We start from the raw sequence: 22,494 nt of genomic DNA, 5'->3' as shown, positions 1-22,494 counted from the left end.
GAAGCACATGGCTTGCAAGCGATGCGTTACAACACCAAACCACTCGCCCGCACCACGCGTCGCTCGATCGCACCTTCCAGCGTTTCGCGACGTGTGCCTGCAAGCGTGACGCGCGACTTGGCGCGCGTGATACCGGTATAGACCAGCTCGCGGGTCAGAATCGGGTTGGCACCCTCCGGTAGCACAAATAGCACATGCCGGAACTCAGAACCTTGCGACTTGTGTACCGTCATCGCGAATACCGTCTCTACTGACTCAAGCCGCGAGGGCAAGACGGCGCGCGTACCTCGATGGAAGGCCGTCTGATCTACCGCTGATATTTCGCCTTGTGCGCCACTCGGCAACAGATCATCAGCCTCTTCCTCGATCGGGAAGAACACCCGCAACCGTCCACCCGCTGCGGGGTCGGGCAACGTGATACCGACATCGCCGTTATAGAGTCCCAGCGCACGATCATTACTCGTCACCATCACTGGACGGCCCGCATACCAACCGCGCTCATCGCCAATCAGGCCACGCTGCATCAGTACACGCGCTACGCGCTGATTGAGGCCATCAACGCCGTACGGTCCCTTGCGCAGCGCGCACAACAACTGGAATTCCAACAGCAGATCGATCACGTCACGCGCGGGACGCTTGTCGCGCACCGCTTCCAGCGCAGGGCGATAGCCGTTCACGATCAATTGCTCTAGCGCACGATCCTCAGGCCCGTTGAGGCTCAGCCAGGCGATGTCGCTGAAACCCGTTTTCCATGCGGCACGCAGCGCCTGCCGGTCACCGTCATTACTGGCCCGCGCCAGTGCGCCGATGCCACTGTCAGCAGCGAAGCGATAGCTCTTCTGCAACACGACAACGTGATCCCCCAACCGGCCATGACGGGCAGACGTCACCTCACCCGCGGCCTCTGACGGTATATCCCGGCCCGCTACCATGCCCTCCAACGACTCACCGGTCAGACGAGAAAGCTCAGCGCACAGCTCAGGGGAATAGCGCGGCGGCAAGGCGTGTTCACAGAGATCCCCGAGTACCGCTCCCGCCTCCACCGAGGCCAACTGGTCCTTGTCCCCGAGCAGAATCAGGCGCGCGTGGGCTGGCAAGGCGCCCAGCAGAGCCGCCATCAGGTCGAGATCGACCATCGAGGCCTCATCCACCACCAGCAGATCAAGCGCCAGTGGATTACCGGCATGATGGCGGAAGTGACGCGAGTCGGGCCGCGCGCCCAACAGGCGATGCACAGTACTGGCCTCACGTGGAATGGCGGCGCGCACTGCCTCCGACACCCCAAGCCTGGCGACCGCGCCTCGAATGGATTCCGATAGCCGTGCCGCCGCCTTGCCAGTGGGGGCTACCAGCCGGATATCCAGCGCGCGCCTGTCGATGTCATCAGCGGCTGACGTGCCCTCATCCCCTTGTTCGCTCCCCTCCAGCGCCTGCGCCTGCAACAACGCCAGCAGACGGGTCACGGTGGTGGTCTTGCCAGTGCCCGGACCTCCAGAGATCACTGTCAGCCGCTGACGAAGTGCCAGCGCACAGGCCAGTTTTTGCCAGTCAGGTTCACCGTGAGGGTCAGACTGATTCGAGGCGAACAGATCGCGCAGACGCTCGCCCAGTGCATCACTGACACGCGACTCACCCTCATCGCCTGCCCCCATACGCGCACGCAGGCCTGCCGCCACCTCACGTTCCGCCTGCCAGTAGCGGCGCAGATAGAGTCGCTCGCCGACCAATACCAGCGGACGAAGCGGCAGATGACCTGCCGGCGCATCCGCCTGCGCCAGTAGCGTCACCAGTGGCGAAACCGCCAGTTCAGAGGCCCAATCCTCGACGGTCAGCCCATCAAGGAAGGCTTCCGGCAGTGCGACGCGCGCCTCGTTGATCTGGGTCTGGGTCTGCTCAAGCGGTGGCAGTGACAGGGTGGCGCGGGGGTCCGCCAGCGCACGCGAAAGAGACAGGCAGACATGCCCACGACCCAACTGATGACTGGCCATGGCTGCCGCCAGTAACACGCTGGTCGGTGCATCGGCCGCATGACGCGCCATGAAGCGCACCAGGTGAGCATCGACACGCCTGAGCCAGCCGAGTTCGACCCAGAAGCCAAGCGTGGCGAGCAAGGTCGTGCGCTTGTCAGCAGCAGAGGATGGCGCACGAGATGCTGCTGGCAGCCCATGCTCGCCCTCCGCGATACCCTCGGGACTCAACGGTGTATTGGCGTCAGACATCGAATGCTCCCTGCTGAAAAGTCTCGGAATCTTGCGGAGAAAGTGGCGCACGTGCCACGTCCTGCAGCAGTGCATTGAGAGCCGTGTCATCACCCGCCAACCAGGTATCCAGCGCTTGAATCAGGGCCTGTGATGGCCTGCGCTGAAAGATACCGGGCGTCGCTTTTCCCTTGGCAGCGTCATCCACAGGGTCATCCACAGGGTCATCAGCCTGCGTGGCATCCAGCCCACGCAGAAAGACATACAGTACGCCGCCCATGTCTCGCTCATAGTCGTAGCCTTCTCCGAGACGCGCCTTGAGCAGACGATGCAGCGCCAGGGTGTAGAGCACGTATTGCAGGTCGTAGCGATGCTCGACCATGGCCCGTGCCAGCGATTCGCCGAGATAGTCTTCCGGGCGCTCGCCCAGATAGTTCGACTTCCAATCCAGCACATACCAACGACCGCCGGACTGGAAGGTAAGGTCGATGAAGCCCTTGAGCATGCCGTGCATACGACGCGGCGCCAGCTTGGGCCGCGAGCGCGGCAACGGCTCGATCGCGGTGACCAGCGCATCCAGCGGCAGGCTGCGCGCGTGCACGGCGGGCAGCCAGAACTCCAGCTCCGGTAACCATGCCTCCAGTCGGTTGAGATGGATGGGCTCGCCCTCAAAGCCGTTCAGCGGTCGAGTCAGCGCCTGCTCAAGCCAGTCGGTCAGACGCGACTGCCAGCTGGCATCAAAACCGCCGAAGTGCAGTCGTGATCCCACGAGATGATCAAGCTCAGCATGGTAATCAGCATCACCGAGGCGATCGAGATCGACGGCCTCCAACAGGCCATGCAGGAAGGTGCCGGGGCGTGGACCACGTGGAAAGTCATGCAGATTGATGTCACCCACCGTCATCGGCAGGCCGCCCGCCAGTAGCGGACCAGACTGACCGACCACCTCACGGTCTGGCCGTGTCAGGCCGCGCTCGCCCTCCTCCAGCGCCAGCTCGGTCGCCCCTTCGGGGACTCGCTCACTGTCGGTATTGTCCGTATTGCCGTCACTGGCCACCGGTGCTGTCACCAGACGTGCATCCGTCAGCAGCGCAGTGTAGGAAGCAATCCACCAGTCATCTTCAATGCCGCCCGAGAAGTGGCGCGCGCCCTTGAAGTGCTGGTCGCGCTCTGCGGGCGGCACATACACATGCGCCGGCGGCTGCGGTAATGGTGCAAGCTGGGCAAGCCCTTCACCCGGCTGTTTATCGCACCAGCGGCGCAGCGCAGCTTCAACACCACCGGCATCGACATCCGGTGTTTCACTCAGGCCAAGCAGGTACCCCACTGCCGTTGACGGCAGACTGAGTTGCTTGCTGAAGCCGCCCTTGCCGATAGGGGCCAGCCCCAGCCAGCAGGCAAACTTGGGTCGCGTCAGTGCGACATACAGCAAGCGCACATCTTCCATCAAGCGTGCCTGATCAGCAGCCGCGACAGCCTCCGCTGATGGTTTCTTGACCAGGATGCTGTCGTCAGCGGCGTCATCACCCATCTCGTCGTCAGCGATACCATCAGCGCCCTCCCGGGTTTCAGGCGGCGCTAACCAGCGTTGCTTGAGCGCCAGCAGCCCGAAGGACTTGTCGGGTTCGGCCGCACGGAAACTGGCCATGAACGGCAACATCACGATCGGATACTCAAGTCCTTTCGACTTGTGGATGGTGACGACACGCACCAGTCCTTCGTCACTTTCCAGGCGCTGACTGAGGCTATCGCTATCGAGCGCCTCGTGACCGGATTCCAGCGCCTGATGCCACCAGCGCAGCAGCGCCTGTTCACCATCGAGACGCTGGGCGGCATTCTGCGCCAGCTCGCCCAGATGCAGCACATCGGTCAGTGCGCGCTCCCCGCCCGCTCGTGCGGCAAGTCGCTCGCCGACTCGAAAATCACGCATCACGCCACGCAACATCGGCAGCACCCCGCGCCGCTGCCAGTCGCGATGATAGCCATCGAAACGCTCGACTTCGCGTTCCCAGGCCAATTCATCGACGGCAAGATGCTCAACCAGTGACAGGTCATCTGCCAGCAGGCGCGTCGCCAATGCCGCACGTAGGCGACGATCATCACGCGGGTGCGACACGGCCTCGAACAACTGCAGCAACTCGAAGGCTTCCGGCGTATCAAACACCGAGCTTTTCTCACTCAGATAGACGCTGCGGATACCGCCTTCAGCCAAGGCGCCACGAATCGCCGTCGCTTCACGGCCGTTACGTACCAGCACTGCAATGTCACGGGCAGCGACAGTTCTGGGGTCGCTATCCGCTAGCGCTCCTTCGCTGCCTGCCTTTTTCTTGTCGATGAACACCAACCCCGGCTCACCGCGTGCAAGACATGAAGCACCTTCCAGCAAGGCCTGAATCTGGGCGCGGCAGGCACGACTCATCTCGCGGCGGTGGTCCTCGGCGCTGAGCCGCTCCCCCTGCGCCCACCATAGCGTGAGCGCACGGGCTGATGCTTCATGCCCATCGGGATGACGCATCACCAGTCGCGTGCTGGTGCCTTGCGCCGCTACCGGTTGGAAGGGAATATTCTCGCTGCCGAAAGGGGCATCGTGGTGTGCAAACAACCCATTGACCGCCGCCACCATTGCCGCACTGGAACGAAAGTTGCGCGGTAGCGTGAAGCGCGAGGGCGTGACTCTGCGCGCGGCCAGGTAGGTATCAATGTCGGCACCACGAAAGGCATAGATGGCCTGTTTGGGATCACCGATCATCATCAACGTGCTGGGGGCTTCATCATCATCAGCAGCCATAGAGGCCTCATGCCCTGCCAACGGATAGATGCGCCGGAAAATGCGGTACTGCACGGGATCGGTGTCCTGGAATTCGTCGATCAGCGCGACCGGCAGCTCATGGCGAATCTGGCTAGCCAGTCGCTGACTGGCAGCACCATTGAGCACGGGGTCCAGCGCATGATCGAGATCATTGAGCAGGTCCGAGAATTCCCACAACCCCAGCCGTCGTTTCTCGCGCACCAGTGATTCCGCCACTCGATCACGTGCATGCACGGCGACCTGATCCAGCAGCACGGCGTCTGGTTCCGGCACTTCGGTCAGTACATCCAGCGCGGCAAAGAAGTCGTGACGCGGTGTCTGGCAGCTCTTCTTGGTGGCCTTCTCGAGCTTGGCTTGGCTCAGCCAGCAGAGCTTCTTGCTGTCGAGCATATCGGCGTGAAAATCCTGCTCACCACTGGCCAGCCAGCTGCTGGTCGCGTCAATGCGCTCTTCAAGCTCTGCGGCCTTGTAGCTATTGCCGTTGAGCGCCTTGCTCGCAAAGGCCACCTGCATCACATCGCGAATACTCTGCTCATCAAAGCTGTCTTCGACCCCGCGGCGTGCCGCCTGTTGCTGCTGGCGCCACTCTTCAGCACTGCCCAACAAGTCGGTCAATGCCTCGGGGGCTTCCAGCCGTTCACCATCCCGATAGAGTGGGCGTGGACTTCCATCACGCAACAGTCCGCGTACTTCCTCGCCCAATGCTTCCGGCCCGGCCCAACGACCGCGAATCAATGCCTGCCACTCACGTGCCAACGGATAGAACTCACAGCGCCAATAGTCCTCGACACAACGCGCCAACAGCGACTGACCATCCTGCAGGAGCTCAGCACCGAAGCGCCCACCCGCATCGAAGGCATGCCGGCTGAGCATGCGCTGGCAGAAACCGTGAATGGTGAAGATGGCAGCCTCATCCATCAGGCGCGCCGCCTGATCGAGTCGGCGTGCGGCCCCCGCCTGCAGACGAGGCACCTCTTCTTCACTGACATGAGAAAGATCCGTCAGCGGCGCCAGTAGCTGTGCAAGGATGGGATCAGCGCTCGCTCGGCCCAGCAGCACTTCACGGGCTTGCTTTAGCCGCGCACGAATGCGGTCGCGTAGCTCAGCGGTCGCGGCTTCAGTGAAGGTGACCACCAGGATGTCAGGCGGCGTCAGCGCACGAGGATAACTGATGCCCGCGGCCTGACCGGGCAACGGCCCGAGCACCAAGCGCACATAGAGCGCGGCAAGCGTGAACGTCTTGCCAGTGCCGGCACTGGCCTCGATAAGGTGCTGACCGACCAGCGGCAAGGTGGGAATATCGAGGGACTGACCCTGCATGGATTGAATGCCTTCCACGTTACTGGCATCACGTTCGAAGGACTCATTCATGACGTTTGACTCGCTCATGGCTGCTCTCCTTGTGCTGCGGACAGCTCCACCGCGCGTTCACCGAGCACACCTTGACGTGCCGAGAGCATGGCCTCGATCAGTGGCTGGTAAAGGCGCAGGCTCCGGGCCAGCCCATCGTCAGTCGCGAAGTCGCTGAAGACTGGCCAGAGTTCTCCCAGCGCACCTTCCTGACGGCGCAGCGCCGGCGGCCCTTTGAAGATGTCTTCCATGAAACGTGTCTCCATTGCACGCCATAGCGTGTTGTCGAGCCATGGCTTCTCGAGACGCGTTACCGCTTCATCAAGGCCAGTACCCGCCTGAAGACTGGCTAATATTGCGCTACGATCATCGCCGTCCAATACCTGCCATGCGGTCACGGCCAGTTCCAGTGCAGCGGCCAGAGGGGCCTGCCAGCCCTGGGCATAGCCACCAACCAGATGGCGCAATGCGTCTTCTGCCTGCTCGATACGTAACGTGGGGAACAACAGCCAGCGGTCCTCGAAGAGCGCCAGCCATTGATAGCCGCCATTGCGTGGCGCAGTGCCCTTGTCCACCGTATCACCGAGACCGGGACGCGCATTGGCCATCAGCCAATCGAGATAGCCGGAGAGCAGACGATGCGGCTTGCCCAGACGCTTGTAACGTCCCTTGGAGCCTTCTTTTAGCGTGCCAAAGTGCGTGGCCTCCAAGGTTGCCAGCAGGCGGCTTTCGCCCTCGCCATCGTCTGCCATCTGATAGCGACTCGTGAGACGAGTCGTCAGTGTCACGCGCTGGCCCTCGCCGGCAGCATCGTGAATCACCAGCGGCACCTCGAGCGTACGCGGTGGCAGCGAGGTGGCATCACCAAGCTGATCCCGCCAGCTGGCCAGTTGCTGCTCCAGTCGCTTGAGGCGCGGTTCGATCAGTGCATCCGCAAAGCCCAGCGCCGGGAGGCGGCCCGCTCGACGCAACCGCTCAGCGGCCAGCGGCAATGATTGACCGGCGAGCGCTGCGTCAAGTAGCTCACGCGTCAGAGTGAAGTTTTCCAGACCATCAGGGCTGAAGGGTTCGTTATCTTCGTCCGGTACTTCGGCATCGCGAAAGCGCACACCAAGACGATCAAGCCCCAACTGCCAGGGACGACGCAAAAAGCGCGTCAGTGCATCAGCGCCGAGTTTCACATGTTGATCAGCCGCCTGTTCAGCAAGCTGGGCCAAGGCCGATGGGACTGCAGATACCGCCTCGGATGGCGTACCTGTCGCTGATGCAGCTGATGCCTCTGACGACGCTGGAGTCGACGCGGCATGCAGACTCGCCCAGCTGGATTCATAGGTAGATAAGCTAGCCGCGCCTGCACCGCCGTGACTCTGGCTGGCTGCGCTGTCAGTGGTGTTGAAAAAATAGCGTCGCGAGAAGGGCTGCAGTGGGTGCTCGGTAATCAGGCGCAGACGCAGCGCTTCTTCACGCGAGATATCCTGAGTGGCATTCTCCGGCGTCCAGCCCAGCTCGATATAGTCGAGCAGTTCACCGACCAGCACTGAAGGTGGACGTTCGCCATTGTCGCGCTGGTCACGTCCGACCCACGACACCGACAACCGATCACGCGCTGATAGCAGTGCCTCGAGGAACAGATAACGGTCATCATCACGCCGCGAGCGATCACCCGGCTGCGGGCGGCTGGCCATCAGGTCGAAGTCCTGCGGCATGCGCACGCGCGGATAGTCGCCATCGTTCATGCCCAACAGATGTACTTCGCGGAAGGGGATCGCGCGCATCGGCATCAAGGTGGCAAAGTTGACGCGCCCCGCCAGGAATCGCTGCGCCAGACCGCCGTTATCCAACTCACCGCGCAGCGCCTCACGCACGACCTTGAGCGAAAGCGGTGCATCGTATCCGGCTTGCTGCCATCCCTTGTCGAGGCGAGACAACGCGGCCTGCAAGCGCGCAAGAATATCGAACTCTTCGGCGCTGTCAGCGCTCAGACTCTCGTCCCATAACTGCTGAAGCGTGGTGGCCCAATCCGACGGCGTACGCGTGGTATCAAGCAGCTGACGCCAGCTGTCCAGACGCTCAACCAGTTCAGCCAGTTTCCCGGCCAGTTCGGCCTCAAGCCCCGCCACTTCATCGAAAGGCACCACGCCATCGAAGCTCAATCCCTGCATATCCATCAGCGCGCCATCGTGATGCTCGTCCTGCAGGAAACGACCCTCCTGCCCCGCACCTGCCACGCTACCGGTGGCATAGCCCAGCAGCATGCGCTCCAAGCCGAAGCGCCAACTATTCTCATCCAGAGGCATGAAGCCGAGACGCTCACGGTGCTCACCGGAAAGCCCCCAGCGCACACCACTGTCCGCCAGCCAACGACGCAGACGCTCAAGCTCGCCTTCTTCGATGTCAAAACGGCGACGGAAGGCAGCGACATCGAGAGCATCCAACACCTCACTGACACCAAGACGGCGCTCGGGTAGCTCCAACAGCATCAATACCAAACCGAGTAACGGATTGGCCTGACTGGCGACGCGGTCGGCAATCGTGAAGGGTATATGACGCGGATTGCCCGGTGCCAGCTGGCCGAATACCGCCTCGATATAGGGTGCGTACTTATCGATATCCGGCACCATCACCAGGATGTCACGTGGGCGCAATAGCTCACCCTCTCCACGCTGCTGTGCCTCACGCGCTCGCTCAAAGGCCGCCAGCAGGCGGTCATGCAGAATCTCGACCTCGCGGAGCGCCGAGTGAGCGCTGACCAGACTGATGGAGTCATCATCACTGTCGAGCAGGCGCGACCCGCCCTCCGCCAGCGCCCGTTCACCGGGATGCACCAGCTCGAGAATCTCGTCCTGAATCTGGTGCAGCAACGGCGCCTGCTCTGGCGGCATGTCCTCGCTGATACGCGGCACGAAAACATCCAGCTCGAGATCGAAGCCGCTATCGCGTCCCGACAACGCACTTTCGAATTCGTACAGGCTGACGATGAAGTCGCGGCCCTGTGCGCCAAGCCCTGCCAATAAAGGATTGGCCTTTAGGTGAAGCTCTTCTTCAGCCAGGCCTATCAGCGCCGGTGCCTCGGAATGACGCGCACGCTGCTGAGCCACTCGCTCGGCGTCAGCCCGCAGACTACGCCGCACGGCTTCACGATCAGAGATGATATCGCCCCAATAATGCCGACAGGGATTGGTGATCATCAGGTAGATGTCCATCACCCCGGACAGGGAATGCAGTGCATCCAGCGTCTGGCCCGGCAGTGCAGAGATACCGAACACGAATAGCCGGGGCGGTAGTGGATGACGACGCGTCGAAGGCAATGTTTCCAACGCCCGAGCGACCTCGACAAAGCGGCCATGCAAGGAGGCACGGTGATGCTGGCGACTGCTGGCTGGCGCATCGGCAAGTACCGCTCGCCACAGTGCCGGCTGCCAGTGCTGACTCGCCGGTAGATTATCTGGCAGCAGATTGGCGGGCAGCTCACCGGCAATCTGCTGCCGAGCAAAGGCATCACGGAAGCCGTCGTCTTCCAGCCCGCTCTCCCAACTACGCACCCATTCAGGGCGATAGTTGAGGTATTGATCGAAGAGATCTGCAAGCTGACACGCCAGCTGCCATTGCTGGCGTTCCGCCTCCGCACCTTCCGGCAGGGTCGGCAACATGTCCTCGCCTGTCGCGATGATCAACTGGCCGCGCTCATCACGACATAGATAGTCTCTGAGCGGTGCATAGCATTCCGCCTGCGCCTCATCCGCCAGCAACCCGGGCAATAACCTCAGTAACCGCCAGGCCAATGGCCCCTTATCGAAAGGCGATAGCTCCGGAATATCATCCCCGAGCACGCCGCGGTAGGCACGCCAGACAAAACTCGACGGCAGTGGAAAATCCACTGAGGCTGCGATGCCATCGGCCTCGGCCAGCGATAATCTGAGCCACTGGGCCATGCCGTTGGACTGGACCAGAAAGGTTTCCGGCACCAGCGGTGGCTGAGGAGCGGCCTTGATGACCTTGAGCGCCAGATCGCGCAGGTCTTCAAGGTGATTGGCGTGGAGAACGGTAAACATGCGGGCATCCTGCTGACGGAGACAATCGGGCCATCGTGGCCGCGGGCAAACCTTTCGAGTCTAGCCATGCCTATCCTAGCGTCGCCCGCCCACCACCCCAAACGAAAACGCGCACCACCCGTGAAGGTGATGCGCGTTTTCAGGCAGATGGCCGTTGGATATGAACAGCCAATCCGAGCAAACCGCTTAGCGAGACAGGCTCATCAGTTCACGTCCACGCGGACTGATCGCCAGCCACAGTCCCAGCATGACACCCATCACCGACAATGCCCCTACATACCAGACTGGCGACATCGGTGAGCTCTTCATCATTGCCGCCACCATGATAGGGGTGAAGCCGCCGAAGATGGCGTAGGCAACATTGTAGGAGAACGACAGGCCGGTGAAGCGCACCACCGGCGGGAAACCACGAATCGCGACGCTAGGCACTGCACCGACGATACCTACGCTGAAGCCGGTCAGGCAGTAGAGCGGAATCAGCAGACTCGGGTCGCTGTGCATGGTGGTCAGGAATACCCAGTAGGTCACGCCGAGCAGCCCACTCCACAGCGCCATTGTCACGCCGGCCCCGATGCGATCAACCATATAGCCAGAGACGATACAGCCGATGCAGACAGCCACGATCGCCAGGCTATTGGCAGAGGCCACTGCTGCACGGCTCAGCCCCTCCAGCTCGCTGATCAGATTTGGCGTCATCAAAATGACCACGACAATGGCAGCGGTCAGCACCCAGGTGGCCGCCATTGCGACGGCGATCGCCGAACGCTGCTCACGTAGCACCATCTTCAGCGGCAACTCCGCTGCCAGCGTCTTCTTCTGCTGCATCTCGGCGAAGACCGGAGTCTCGTGCAGCCAGCGACGCAGATAGACAGATACCAACCCAAGCACACCCCCGACGATGAACGGAATCCGCCAGCCAAAGTCGCTGATTTCTTCAATGGTGTAGGCATGATTGATGGCGCTCGACATCAAGGAGCCAAGCAATATGCCGCCCACCAGTCCCATCGATAGCGTGCCACAGGCCAAGCCGTTGTGACGCGGTGCGACATGCTCGCTGACGAAGACCCAGGCACCCGGCACTTCACCACCCACTGCAGCGCCCTGGAAGATACGCAGGATAACCAGCAGCAGCGGCGCCCAAAGGCCAATCACGGCATAGGTCGGCAGCAGCCCCATCAGCAGTGTCGGCAGGGACATCAGGAAGATGGATAGAGTGAACATCTTTTTGCGACCCAGGGTGTCGCCGAAGTGCGCCATGATGATGCCGCCCAGCGGACGCGCCAGATAACCCGCAGCAAAGATGCCATAGGTCTGCACCTGACGTAGCCATTCAGGAATGTCGGGTGGGAAGAATAGCTGGCCGATGACACTGGCAAAGAAGACGAAGATGACGAAATCATAGAACTCAAGCGCGCCGCCGAGGGCGGACAGGCCGAGTACCTTGATATCGCCACGCTTGAGCGTGTTTTCAGGGGCTGCGTTAGCAGTGGCAGCCGACGCAGAGGTCGCTGCAGATGCGGAATCGTTCATGGATCTCTGTTTGGCGGAGGCTGGTGTCCAGCGATGGTATTTGAGGGGATTCACGCGTCGTGGCGATTGTTGTAAGCGGATCTCAAGCAGAGTGGCAGCTGGATACGTCGGGATTGCCCCGTATGACGACGATGTTGCGGAATCTTGCCTGCGCATGGCGCATCACTGCATTGCGCTTTACGCAATAATAAACAGTGAAACCATGCGTTTCATGTAACGTGAACAGAGTACCAAAGCCAGTATGGGCTGGGTAGCGCTCGACACGCAATTTCATGCTCTTTTACGGCCATTTTCTGGTTTTTCCCAAGGCTCTCTGCGCAGCATCACATAGGACGAGGCCCGCAAGAAACGAAAAGCCCCGAAGACCGGTGAAGTCTTCAGGGCTTGGAAGCCAGTGTGAATCCAACATCCATTCAGTCGACTCAAGCTCGGCCAAACCTGCTACGCAGCGCTTCTCTCAGCAACAGTAACCCCACCCTTCAAGGCGCTGACGAATGTCTTCGACGCGCTGACGATTCTTGCCCAGGTCAGAGTGGCCCATGCGCGAGACACTGCGCACGTGGCAGACACCTTCCTGCTCGTTACAGACAATTTCCACATCATCGACAAAGCCTAGCAATGGGGTATGAAATTCGGCGTGCAGATAGCCGTCATCTACACTGATGACCTCGACATTTCCGATGGATTCGATGATGCCGTGCAGCTTCTCTATGGCACTGACACAGCAGTCTGACGGCATGGCAAGCGGAGCGATGAAGTGTTTGCTGTCAGTAGCTTGAGAGCTGACGCCATTGGGTGTGCTGGGAGCGGGGGCCAGCAGACCATCATGCAAACCGAGATTGTCGGGGCGGGGTGAGGCAAAAAGACCTTGGCGCATTGCGAATCCTTCCTGTCATCTCTGGGCCGTGAACAGCGCATCCTCTGCTGCCAGCCTGATTGTTGATGAAACGCGATGGAGTGTTGCTCTTGAAGCCCCGTGCCAATGCACCTGCCTGTGCACCCGTGATGACGACAACACGTAATGCCAATACATCAGTACTGGCGGCAAATTACGCAGGCCTCGACTTTCAGCGTAGCGACTTTTGTCGACTTTGCCCGTGATCAAGGTCGATAAAGATTGTCCTGTGTCATCTACCTGAAAATGCGCACCGCATGAATCACGTTCAGCGTGACAGCGCTTCGTCCTCACCGATGCAATCCGTACACTGATGACATTTCGCCTTGTTCCAAAGCTATCTACATAAGGACAGCGTCGTGAGATTCCGCTTTCTGCATACCTCCGACTGGCATCTCGGTCAGAGCTTTCATGGCCAGAGCCGTCATGGCGAACACGCCGCCTTTCTCGATTGGCTACTCGGACAGCTGGCAAGCCTCGTGCCGGATGCATTGCTGATCGCGGGTGATCTCTTCGATGTGGTCAATCCGAGCCTTGCCGCCCAGGAGCTGCTGTACGACTTCATCGTGCGGGCCCATGAGCAGGATGCCGCCCTCGAGATCGTGATGATTGCCGGCAATCATGACTCCGGCTCGCGCATCGAACTGCCAGCTGCCCTGCTCGCACGCCTCAAGACCCATGCACTGGGCCGCGTACGCTGGGTAGATGAATCTGCACACGGTGGAGAGGCTCACTCTCTCGATAGCCAACATCTGCTGGTGCCGCTACACGATCGTGACGGTACCCGCCGTGCCCTATGTTTGGCGGTGCCCTTCCTGCGTCCTGCCGAAGTCACCGGCTTGAGCGCTGCGCGTCACGATGAAGACGAAAACAAGGCAGAGCGCACACGTAGCGAAGCCTATCGTGATGGCGTGGCACACGTGCACGAAGCGCTGGTACGCGCCGCCCGATCAGAGCGACAGCCTGGCGAGGCATTGATCGCCATGGGCCATGCACACATGCGCGATGGCGAAGTGTCAGAGAACAGCGAGCGTCCAATTCTGATGGGCGGCGAAGAGGCGTTACCGACGAGCCTGTTCCCCACTGATATCGCTTATGTGGCACTCGGTCATCTGCATCGTCCGCAGCGGGTTGGCGGTGAGGAGCGCATCCGCTATTGCGGCACGCCGCTGGCGATGGATTTCTCTGAGGTCGATTACGGGCATCGCGTGCTGGAGGTGATGCTCGAGGGTGAGCAGCTCGAGGAGGTGTACGAGCATCGCGTGCCTTGTCATGTCGAGCTTTTACGTCTCGGGCCGGCACCACTCGCCGCGATCACCGCGCAGCTCACTCAGGCAGCAGCCAACGCTGACAAGCATCTCGAACAGGCACGTTGGCCGTGGCTTGAGGTGACCGTGGAACTTGAGGCTCCGGTGATAGACCTGCGCGCGCGCATCGAGGAACTGCTCGAAGGAGCGCCCCTGCGGTTGATCAAGCTGGTCACTCGCTATCCTCGACCGAGTGCGCAGAATCGCCAACCAGACAACGTGAAGCTCGATGAACTTGGCCCGCTGGGACTGTTGGATCGCCACTACCGCGCGACCTATGACAGCCCACCTGATGCGACGCTGATCGAGGACTTTGCCCAGCTGCTCGAGGAAGTCGAGGCCGCGCGTGAGGCACGCCTCGAAGGTGAGCCAATGAAAGGCACATCGCTGGCCAATGGCCCTCGCCCGTCAGGAGACAAGGCATGAAGATTCTCGCATTGCGTCTTGAAAACCTGGCCTCACTGGCCGGTAGGCATGAGATCGACTTCGAGCAAGCACCGCTGGCAGATGCCGGCCTGTTCGCCATCACCGGCCCGACGGGCGCCGGCAAGAGCACATTGCTCGACGCTCTATGCCTCGCGCTTTACGGCACCACCCCACGTCTACGTCTATCGCCGAGTGGCGGCCAGCTGGATGATGTCAGTGACCAGAGCCTGACCCTCAAGGACCCACGCAGTCTGTTGCGTCGTGGTTGTGGCGAAGGCATGGCCGAGGTGGACTTCCTTGGTCGTGATGGGCTGCGTTACCGCGCCGGCTGGAGCGTAAGCCGTGCGCGCGGCAAGCCCGGTGGCCGTTTACAACAGGCCAGGCAACATCTGCAGTTGTTACCTGCGTCCGGTGATGAGTCGTCAGCACAGACCCTCAATACCACCAGCAATGATGCGAAAGCGCTGATCATCGACAAGCTCGGCCTCAACTTCGATCAGTTCACGCGCGCAGTATTGCTGGCCCAGAGCGAATTCAGCGCCTTTCTGCGCGCCAATGATAACGAACGCTCGGAGCTGCTCGAGAAGCTCACCGATACCGGGCACTATTCCGAGATATCCAAGGCAGCCTACGAGCGCGAACGCCGTGCGCGCGAGGCAGTCAACGAGATCGAGCGCACGCTGGAGGGGCAGCTTCCGGCAAGCCCGGAAGCACGCGCAGCCCTCGAGGATGAGGTCAGTCAGCGCCAGTCTGCCCTGTCACGGCTCAGCGAGCAGCACGATGCGCTGACGGCATACCATCAGTGGACTACCACGGCCCTGGCACTCAAGCAGTCATTGAGCCAAGCCCAGCAGGGACAACGCGATGCCCACACAGCCAGTGATGCACTGGCCAGTGAGCGCGAGCAACTCAGTGCACTGGAAGCCATCGCACCGGTTCGCCCTGCTCTCCTGCGCCTCAGGACGATTGGACCTCAGCGCACACAACTGGCTACGCAGCTGACGCAGGTTCAACAGCAACTCAGTCTCCTGACACCACAGCGTGAGCAGGCCCATGCCGACAAGAAGACCGCCGATGAACAGATGGCACGCTGCGAGAGCTGGCGCACCGAGCAATTGCCACAACGCGACGAAGCGCAACGCGTAGCCTCACGACTGGAGCAGCAGCGCGAAGCACATGCCAGTAAGCTGAGCGAGCTTGGGCAATTCCGTGAAATGCTGAACCGACATCAGCATGACCTAGAGGCACAGAATCGACAGCGCCAGCAACTCGATCAGCAACTCCAGCAGCTGCAGGCGGCGCTGGTCGACGAGTCAGGTCAACCGCTTGAGGATGCAGAAAGCTATCGCGATCATCTACAACGTCAGCGCGATGCGCTCCTCCAGCTGAACCCCTTGTTACGCGAGCAGATTAGCTATCTGGCGCGTCACGATGAGGTCCACAAGCGTCTGGTCGAGCTTGAACAGCTGCTACCACGACAGCAGCAAGCACTGAACGATGTCACAAGCCAGAAGCAGCGCGCACAACAGGCGCGCGAGCAGGCGCTGAACGAAGAAGAGGCCGAGCGTCGCCAGCAAGAACGTGAGCGACTGGCACGCAGTGACAACGTGATGGCACTGCGCCGTGGGCTGATAACTGGAGAAGAATGCCCGGTATGTGGTGGTCATGATCACCCCGCCGCTGGCAAGGCAGCACCGGCTGAGGCGTTGATCGCGCAGCTGGAGCAACAGGCAGATGAGCGTCTTGAGCTACGCCGCCAGGCGACAGCCTCCACCCAGCAAGCCGTGGATGCTGCCAATCATGAGCATACTCGTCTCGAACAGCAGCTTGGCTATCAAGGCCAGGAACAGACACAGCTGCAATCGGAGCTGTGCGCCTTGCAGCAACAGGCACAGCAGACCCAAGCGAATATCGCTCAGGCAAACAGCGCCCCCGCGTTGGCCCAGCAAGCGTTGACCGAGACGCTGACGCAGCTGCCAGCAGCTGATGCCCTGACAGTAGTCGAGCAACGTCTTGAAGCCCTGGAAGCCCGCCAGACCCAGCTAGTCGCGACTCTGCGCCAGCTGACACCATTGCACGAGCAACAGCAGGCATTGACAACGCAACATGCGACGCTGGTGACGCAGTGTCAGCATGGCGAAACGCAGATTCAGCAGCATGAGACGCAGCTCGCAGCGCTATCGAAGGAAATCGACCAGCTGAGCAACACGCTGGCCCAGCAGCTGAACGCAGACTCCAGGCGACAGCATGCAAGCGTGAGTGACTGGTCAGCATGGATCGAGCAACATACGGCCAATACTCGCAATGCTCAGGACACGGCGCGCCAAACACTGCAGGAACTCAACGACCAGCATCAGCAACTGACACAGCAACAGGCCCATCTGGCGCAACGCCAGACTGAGTTGAGCGAGGAGCAAGCCGCTCTCACGGCAGAGCGTGCGCACTGGCAGGCAGCGAATCCGACACTGGATGATGTTCGCATCAATGCCCTGCTGGCCGTCGAGGATCATGATCTGCAGGCACTGCGACACCAGCTGCGAAGTGTCCATGAGCGTGTCGCTCGTGCGGACACCTTGTGCGAGGAGCGCCACGCTCGTCATCAGCACCACTGGCAAGCCGCACAGACACCCGCATGGCAAGCAGTACTCGAGCGCCTGGCAATGCCGGTGAAGGAAGAGACTGAAATCGTGGTGGGTGAAGAGGTGGCCAGCAGCGATGTTGCCATTCGCACACAGGCCGAGCAGGCACTGACATTGACGCTGAGACTGGCGCTGACATCAGGCTCTCAGTCAGCGGCGATATCCGACAAGGAGGGAGCTTCCACGCATGAGCTTGTAGATCATCAGAATGCTCACTGCAGCGATCATCACGACAGCCTGAGCGAGCTTGCTGCGATGCTGGTCAGCCTGAGCGACGCGCTGAAGACACCACTTGCTCGTATACGCGAGATGTATCAAGCGGCTCAGGCTGCGGTACTCAATGACGACCAGCGCCGCACGGGAAGCGATGCATTACGTGACTCTCTCGAGGCCGCCCGCGCGCAACATGAACGCTGGGGTGCACTGTCAGAGTTGATTGGCAGTGCCAGTGGCGCCAAATTCCGTGGTATCGCCCAAGCCTTCAATCTGGAGCGCCTGATCGAACACGCCAACCTGCATCTGGTCAATCTGGCACGCCGCTATCGTCTGGCACGCGGTGCCAGTCCGCTCGGGCTGGTAGTGGTAGATACCGAGATGGGGGATGAGCTGCGCAGCGTGCACTCGCTGTCCGGCGGCGAGACCTTCCTCGTCTCACTGGCCTTGGCATTGGGGCTAGCAGGCATGGCATCTGGCGAGCTGAAGATCGAATCGCTGTTCATCGACGAGGGCTTCGGCAGCCTCGACCCAGATTCGCTGGCGCTGGCGATGGAAGCACTGGATGGCCTGCAGGCCAGTGGTCGCCGTGTTGGTGTCATCTCGCATGTCGCCGAGATGCATGAACGCATTCCCGTGCGCATCGCCGTCAAGCCGGCCGGCAATGGCCAGAGTCGACTGGAGATCGAGAGCTGACAGCGTCTAGGGCTCACGCAGCTGCTTGAGACGTCGACTCGCTAGCTGATCGGCCAATCGCGTCGGCTCGGGCAGCTTGGTCTTGCCCAGGCAATGTCGGGTGAGTGCTAGCGCGGTGGTCAGATCCATGTGATGGCCCGGTGAGACGAATATCGGTTTGACGCTGATGCGGGAGCGCAGCACGGCACCCAGCCGGCTGCGCTGATCGCGCCTGGGCAGACTCGAGTCTTCGATCACACCCAGTTCAGCATCCGGCTCACGCACGCGATCCCTCAATACCGCCCAGTCACCACGCTCCTCTCCTGGCTCATCATGCTTGCCACACAGACGCTTCTTGGCGACGCCAAGTGCAGGCAAGTCACACCACAGACCGAGATGAGCGGCCACCCCCAGACGACGTGGGTGAGCAATGCCATGACCATCCACCATCAGACATTCGGGCGGCTGCTCCAGCAATTCCAGCGCTGCGATGGCTGCTGGCAGCTCCCGAAAGGACAACAACCCGGGGATATAGGCCATGCGTGTCGGCTGGCGTATGACCCGCTGCTCGAGTGGTTCAAGCGTCGCCAAATCCAGTGTCACGACCGCTGCACGCGTCATCTCGCCACCTTCCTCAAAGCCGATATCAACACCCGTAATGGTGGTGGGCCACTGGTAGGGCGACGTCCAGAGGGACACCAGCTTCAGCTGAGTGGCCAGTCTACGCTGCAGTGCTACGGCAGCCTCAGAAGTGATATTCCAGTCATGCAGTACGGTCATCATTCACCCTGTTCATCAGACTCACCTTCCAGCTGTTTACCAAGCGAGCGCAACACCCCGGCGGCCTGGTTGCGGAAGCGATCCAGCCCGCTCTCGACGTCTCCCATGCTGCGCTCCAACTGACGTGACAGACGACTCGAGAGTGGCTGATCAGCGCGCATTTCCAACTGCTCAGGCGTCATATCCAACACCAGACGATAGCGGATGTCACCCGGTGACTGTGCTTGAGTCGGATCACTGACGGCCTCACGCGTAAAGCGCGAGAAATCGATGCTGGCAGCCATATCCTTGCCTTCAGGATGTACCAGTAAACGATGAATCTGGCCATGCGTGTCGCTCAATACGTCCTCGACCTGACCTAGCGGGCTACCATCCGGCATCACCACCGGCGCCAGACGCAATGACTCCAGTGAAATCAGCGAAATCGTGATTTCTGGCGTGGCGCTGCTTGCCACTCCTTGCGCGTTGACCGGTGTCCCGATCAATAACAGGGGAGTTGCCAGCATCGCGCACAGTAATAGGCGACCAGCAGTCGATACCTGCCAACGGGGTGAGTGACCGTCAAGTGCGAGCGTCATGTAAAAATCCTCGTGAAGATGGGGAATGGCATGATTCAGACGTGGCATCACCAAAGCGGCCAGCCCGCCATGACGACAGGATACCAGTCTGACCTACCCTGTCGTTCAGGCACAAAAAAACCGGCACCTCTTTTCGAGGTACCGGTTCTATCAGCACTATCACTCCGTGAGCGACAGGCTCATGCCTTATCAGGCACGACGACGGTCGTCGCCACCTTCACGGCGCTGCGGACGTGCACTGCCACTGGCGGCAGCACCATCTTCAGCCAGTTCCAGCGGGCGGCCAGCGACGCGAGCACGCGCCATCTTGGACACAACGCTAGTCGGCAGGCCACTCGGCAGTTCCACGACACTGTGCGTGTTGCGAATATCGATACGACCGATGCGAGCACCTTCGATGCCACCTTCGTTGGCAAGTGCGCCAACCAGCTGGCCCGGCTTGACGCCATCACGGTGACCAACAGCCACGCGATAGAGCTTCATGCCTTCACGGGCGACCGGAGCAGAAGAAGGACGACGCTCGCCACGTTCCGCACGCTCACCGCCACGTTCCGGACGCTCATTGCGCTGCTCAGGACGACGTGCGCCCGGCTTCGGCAGAGACTGGATAGGCGTTTCTTCGGCACGTGCCATCTTGACGAAGACAGCAGCCAGTTCGACCGGATCGTGACCTTCGTCGACCAGGCTCTGCACCAAGGCGCGATGGCCGTTGGAGCTGCTACCCAGTGCTTCGACAACGCGTGAACGGAAAGCAGCGTCACGATGACCGCGGATTTCTTCTTCGCTCGGAAGCTGGCGTTCGGTGATGCGCTGGCCCAAGGCCTGTTCGATCCAACGAACCTTGCGCATTTCACGACCGCTGACGAAGGTAATGGCGCGACCTTCACGACCAGCACGACCGGTACGGCCAGTACGGTGTACGAAGGATTCGCTGTCACCCGGCAGATCGTAGTTGAAGACGTGGGTGATACGCGCCACATCCAGACCACGAGCCGCAACATCGGTAGCGACCAATACATCGACCTTGCCACGCTTGAGGCGTGTCACGGTACGCTCACGCAGAGACTGATCCAGATCACCAGACAGTGCAGCCGCGGAGATACCGCGTGCAATCAGCTGTTCAACGACAGTGGTACAGGCAGCACGAGTACGCACGAAGACGATAGCGGCATCGACAGTTTCGACTTCCAGCAGACGAGACAGGGCTTCCAGCTTCGCGCCGCCTTCAACACGTACCATCATCTGTTCGATGGTAGATGCCATGCCAGATTCAGACTTGATGGCAACCTTGATCGGGTCAACGAGGTAACGGTTGACGATACGCTCGATTTCGGTCGGCAGAGTTGCAGAGAAGAAGACGCGCTGCGCTTCCTTCGGGGTATCAGCAACGACGCGCTTGACGTCATCGATGAAGCCCATGCGCAGCATCTCATCAGCTTCATCAAGCACGAGTGCTTTCAAGCCGTTGAGGTTGAGGCTCTTGCGATCCAGGTGATCGATGACACGACCCGGGGTACCGACGACGACGTGAGCGCCGCTCTTCAGGCTACGCATCTGTTCGCGGTAATCCTGACCGCCACAAAGAGTCGCCACTTCCAGGCCACGCATGAACTGACCGTAACGAGTAAAGTTGACAGCGACCTGCTGAGCCAACTCGCGGGTCGGAGCCAGCACGAGAACCTGCGGCTCACGGCGGTCAAGATCAAGACGGGTCAACAGTGGCAAAGCAAAGGCAGCGGTCTTGCCGGTACCGGTCTGCGCCTGGCCGATCATGTCACGCCCTTCCAGCAGACTCGGGATGGTCTGAGCCTGAATGGGGGACGGAGTTTCGTAGCCCAGCTTCTCGAGGGAGGTCAGGACGGCAGGCAGCAGGGCAAGATCGCTGAAGCGATCGACGACGGGAGTCGTGGTCATGTATATCTCACACCTAAATGGCCACAAGTAAAGCTTGCGGCTGAAGAATGGGTCGGCTTGAACCGACACGAAGCGTAAGGGCTCCGTCTGGCGATGCCGTCAGGCACAAGGCACTGGCATCATCAGAAAAAACGTACGAATACGTACTTGGACGTCTTGGCATGGACGGGCCCGGGTTGCACTGAAGGCAGACGCAATTCCGCTTTCAGGCACAACGCTGCGGCGACCGTACAGCAACCAGAGGCTCTTCTATATCCAGAGTCTCGGGACGCTCCATCATGCACACTGTGGACAGGGACGGGTCTTGCATCGTGGCGGCCGGACATCGAACAATCGAGGGGTCACGGATGGCTCGGGCAAGCTACGCCACGCGGTCCGGGAGGCACGAAACACCGGCTGATGGCCATAGATGAAAGGCGATCGAATCGGGTTCGGCTACTCAGGATGGTGGGTCACTACATGCGAGGAACTGGCATTCTAGCAGCCCCTCGCGCATTCTGCATCTTTTCTTTTGACCTTGGTCGCAGGCCACCATGACTTACAGGGAGCCATCTGCATGACAGACACACCTCATTCCGACGCAACACCCTCACCTGACAGATCAGCTTCTGACGTGCCGTCGGCGACCGGTGTCCACGCGACGACACTGTGGGTAGATGCTGATTCCTGCCCGCGTGCCGCACGCGATATCCTGGTGCGTGCCGCGGAACGCACCGCGACCCCGACCTGGTTCGTCGCCAATCATCAGGTCCCCCTGCCGCGCTCCGTGCACGTCAAGGCGATTTCGGTGCCTGCCGGAGCAGATGCCGCCGACCAGTTGATCGTCGAGCGCGCCCACCCTGGCGACATGGTGATCACCTCTGATCTGCCATTGGCACTGGAGGCGATCGAGAAAGGCGCACTGGTGATGACCACTCGCGGTGAGGCGCTGGATACCAACAACATCCGCGCCAAGGTACAGATGCGCGATTTCATGGAGAGCATGCGTTCCAGCGGCGAACATACCGGCGGGCCGTCAGCTTACGGTCAGCGTGAGCAGCGCGACTTCGGCAATGCACTGGACCGCTGGCTGGCAAGAATCAGGCGCCCAAAGCCCCGCGCCTGATCACCACAGCGCTGCTCACTTGC

11 protein-coding genes are annotated in these 22,494 nt (G+C 60.8%); 3 read left to right on the top strand and 8 right to left on the bottom strand.

Annotated features, from left to right (window positions below; translation table 11 throughout):
* Positions 1-26 precede the first annotated feature (26 nt).
* The 5 genes from recD to GQR90_RS02375 all read right to left on the bottom strand — a co-directional run bounded on the left by recD (position 27) and on the right by GQR90_RS02375 (position 12,816).
* Positions 27-2,219, bottom strand: coding sequence for an exodeoxyribonuclease V subunit alpha (gene recD / locus GQR90_RS02395; RefSeq protein WP_158772733.1), 2,193 nt, complete (start codon positions 2,217-2,219; stop codon positions 27-29).
* Entirely contained in the window at positions 2,212-6,396 is a 4,185-nt protein-coding gene (recB, locus tag GQR90_RS02390; RefSeq protein ID WP_158772732.1) for an exodeoxyribonuclease V subunit beta, read from the bottom strand. Before recB ends, recD begins: the two co-directional genes overlap by 8 nt.
* Positions 6,393-10,409 (bottom strand): exodeoxyribonuclease V subunit gamma, encoded by a 4,017-nt coding sequence (gene recC, locus GQR90_RS02385; RefSeq protein ID WP_158772731.1) that lies wholly within the window; start codon positions 10,407-10,409, stop codon positions 6,393-6,395. Before recC ends, recB begins: the two co-directional genes overlap by 4 nt.
* Before the next feature lie 186 nt (positions 10,410-10,595).
* Positions 10,596-11,939: an MFS transporter gene (locus GQR90_RS02380; RefSeq protein WP_158772730.1), complete on the bottom strand. Its 1,344-nt coding sequence runs from the start codon at positions 11,937-11,939 to the stop codon at positions 10,596-10,598.
* A 457-nt stretch (positions 11,940-12,396) separates the two neighbouring features.
* Positions 12,397-12,816, bottom strand: a complete 420-nt coding sequence (locus GQR90_RS02375) for a DUF1499 domain-containing protein (protein ID WP_158772729.1) — start codon at positions 12,814-12,816, stop codon at positions 12,397-12,399.
* A 377-nt stretch (positions 12,817-13,193) separates the two neighbouring features.
* Between GQR90_RS02375 and GQR90_RS02370 the strand changes: the two genes are divergently transcribed.
* On the top strand, positions 13,194-14,567 hold the full coding sequence (locus GQR90_RS02370; RefSeq protein WP_158772728.1) for an exonuclease SbcCD subunit D C-terminal domain-containing protein: 1,374 nt from the start codon (positions 13,194-13,196) through the stop codon (positions 14,565-14,567).
* Positions 14,564-18,115 (top strand): AAA family ATPase, encoded by a 3,552-nt coding sequence (locus GQR90_RS02365; RefSeq protein ID WP_158772727.1) that lies wholly within the window; start codon positions 14,564-14,566, stop codon positions 18,113-18,115. Before GQR90_RS02370 ends, GQR90_RS02365 begins: the two co-directional genes overlap by 4 nt.
* A gap of 6 nt (positions 18,116-18,121) precedes the next feature.
* Here GQR90_RS02365 and GQR90_RS02360 read toward each other — a convergent pair whose 3' ends face one another.
* The 3 genes from GQR90_RS02360 to GQR90_RS02350 all read right to left on the bottom strand — a co-directional run bounded on the left by GQR90_RS02360 (position 18,122) and on the right by GQR90_RS02350 (position 21,366).
* A complete protein-coding gene (locus GQR90_RS02360) occupies positions 18,122-18,877 on the bottom strand; it encodes an endonuclease V (protein WP_158772726.1) in 756 nt (251 codons plus the stop codon).
* A complete protein-coding gene (locus GQR90_RS02355; protein WP_158772725.1) occupies positions 18,874-19,452 on the bottom strand; it encodes a hypothetical protein in 579 nt (192 codons plus the stop codon). The genes GQR90_RS02360 and GQR90_RS02355 overlap by 4 nt, the downstream gene beginning before the upstream one ends.
* Before the next feature lie 189 nt (positions 19,453-19,641).
* A complete protein-coding gene (locus GQR90_RS02350; RefSeq protein WP_158772724.1) occupies positions 19,642-21,366 on the bottom strand; it encodes a DEAD/DEAH box helicase in 1,725 nt (574 codons plus the stop codon).
* Between the two features lie 556 nt (positions 21,367-21,922).
* On the opposite strand from GQR90_RS02350, the gene GQR90_RS02345 reads away from it, so the two are divergent.
* Complete coding sequence (locus GQR90_RS02345; RefSeq protein WP_158772723.1) at positions 21,923-22,471, top strand: YaiI/YqxD family protein; 549 nt, start codon at positions 21,923-21,925, stop codon at positions 22,469-22,471.
* Positions 22,472-22,494 lie beyond the last annotated feature (23 nt).

Origin of the sequence: Cobetia sp. L2A1 (genome assembly GCF_009796845.1) — a bacterium.
Taxonomy (GTDB): Bacteria; Pseudomonadota; Gammaproteobacteria; order Pseudomonadales; family Halomonadaceae; genus Cobetia.
This window is presented reverse-complemented; position numbering and strand designations above follow the sequence as displayed.

Bases quoted from the DNA above. Each gene is read 5' to 3' on its own strand.
- GQR90_RS02345 (WP_158772723.1), top strand. From the start codon at position 21,923: ATGACAGACACACCTCATTCCGACGCAACACCCTCACCTGACAGATCA.
- GQR90_RS02375 (WP_158772729.1), bottom strand. From the start codon at position 12,816: ATGCGCCAAGGTCTTTTTGCCTCACCCCGCCCCGACAATCTCGGTTTG.
- GQR90_RS02360 (WP_158772726.1), bottom strand. From the start codon at position 18,877: ATGATGACCGTACTGCATGACTGGAATATCACTTCTGAGGCTGCCGTA.
- GQR90_RS02380 (WP_158772730.1), bottom strand. From the start codon at position 11,939: ATGAACGATTCCGCATCTGCAGCGACCTCTGCGTCGGCTGCCACTGCT.
- GQR90_RS02350 (WP_158772724.1), bottom strand. From the start codon at position 21,366: ATGACCACGACTCCCGTCGTCGATCGCTTCAGCGATCTTGCCCTGCTG.
- recB (WP_158772732.1), bottom strand. From the start codon at position 6,396: ATGAGCGAGTCAAACGTCATGAATGAGTCCTTCGAACGTGATGCCAGT.
- recD (WP_158772733.1), bottom strand. From the start codon at position 2,219: ATGTCTGACGCCAATACACCGTTGAGTCCCGAGGGTATCGCGGAGGGC.
- GQR90_RS02355 (WP_158772725.1), bottom strand. From the start codon at position 19,452: ATGACGCTCGCACTTGACGGTCACTCACCCCGTTGGCAGGTATCGACT.
- recC (WP_158772731.1), bottom strand. From the start codon at position 10,409: ATGTTTACCGTTCTCCACGCCAATCACCTTGAAGACCTGCGCGATCTG.
- GQR90_RS02365 (WP_158772727.1), top strand. From the start codon at position 14,564: ATGAAGATTCTCGCATTGCGTCTTGAAAACCTGGCCTCACTGGCCGGT.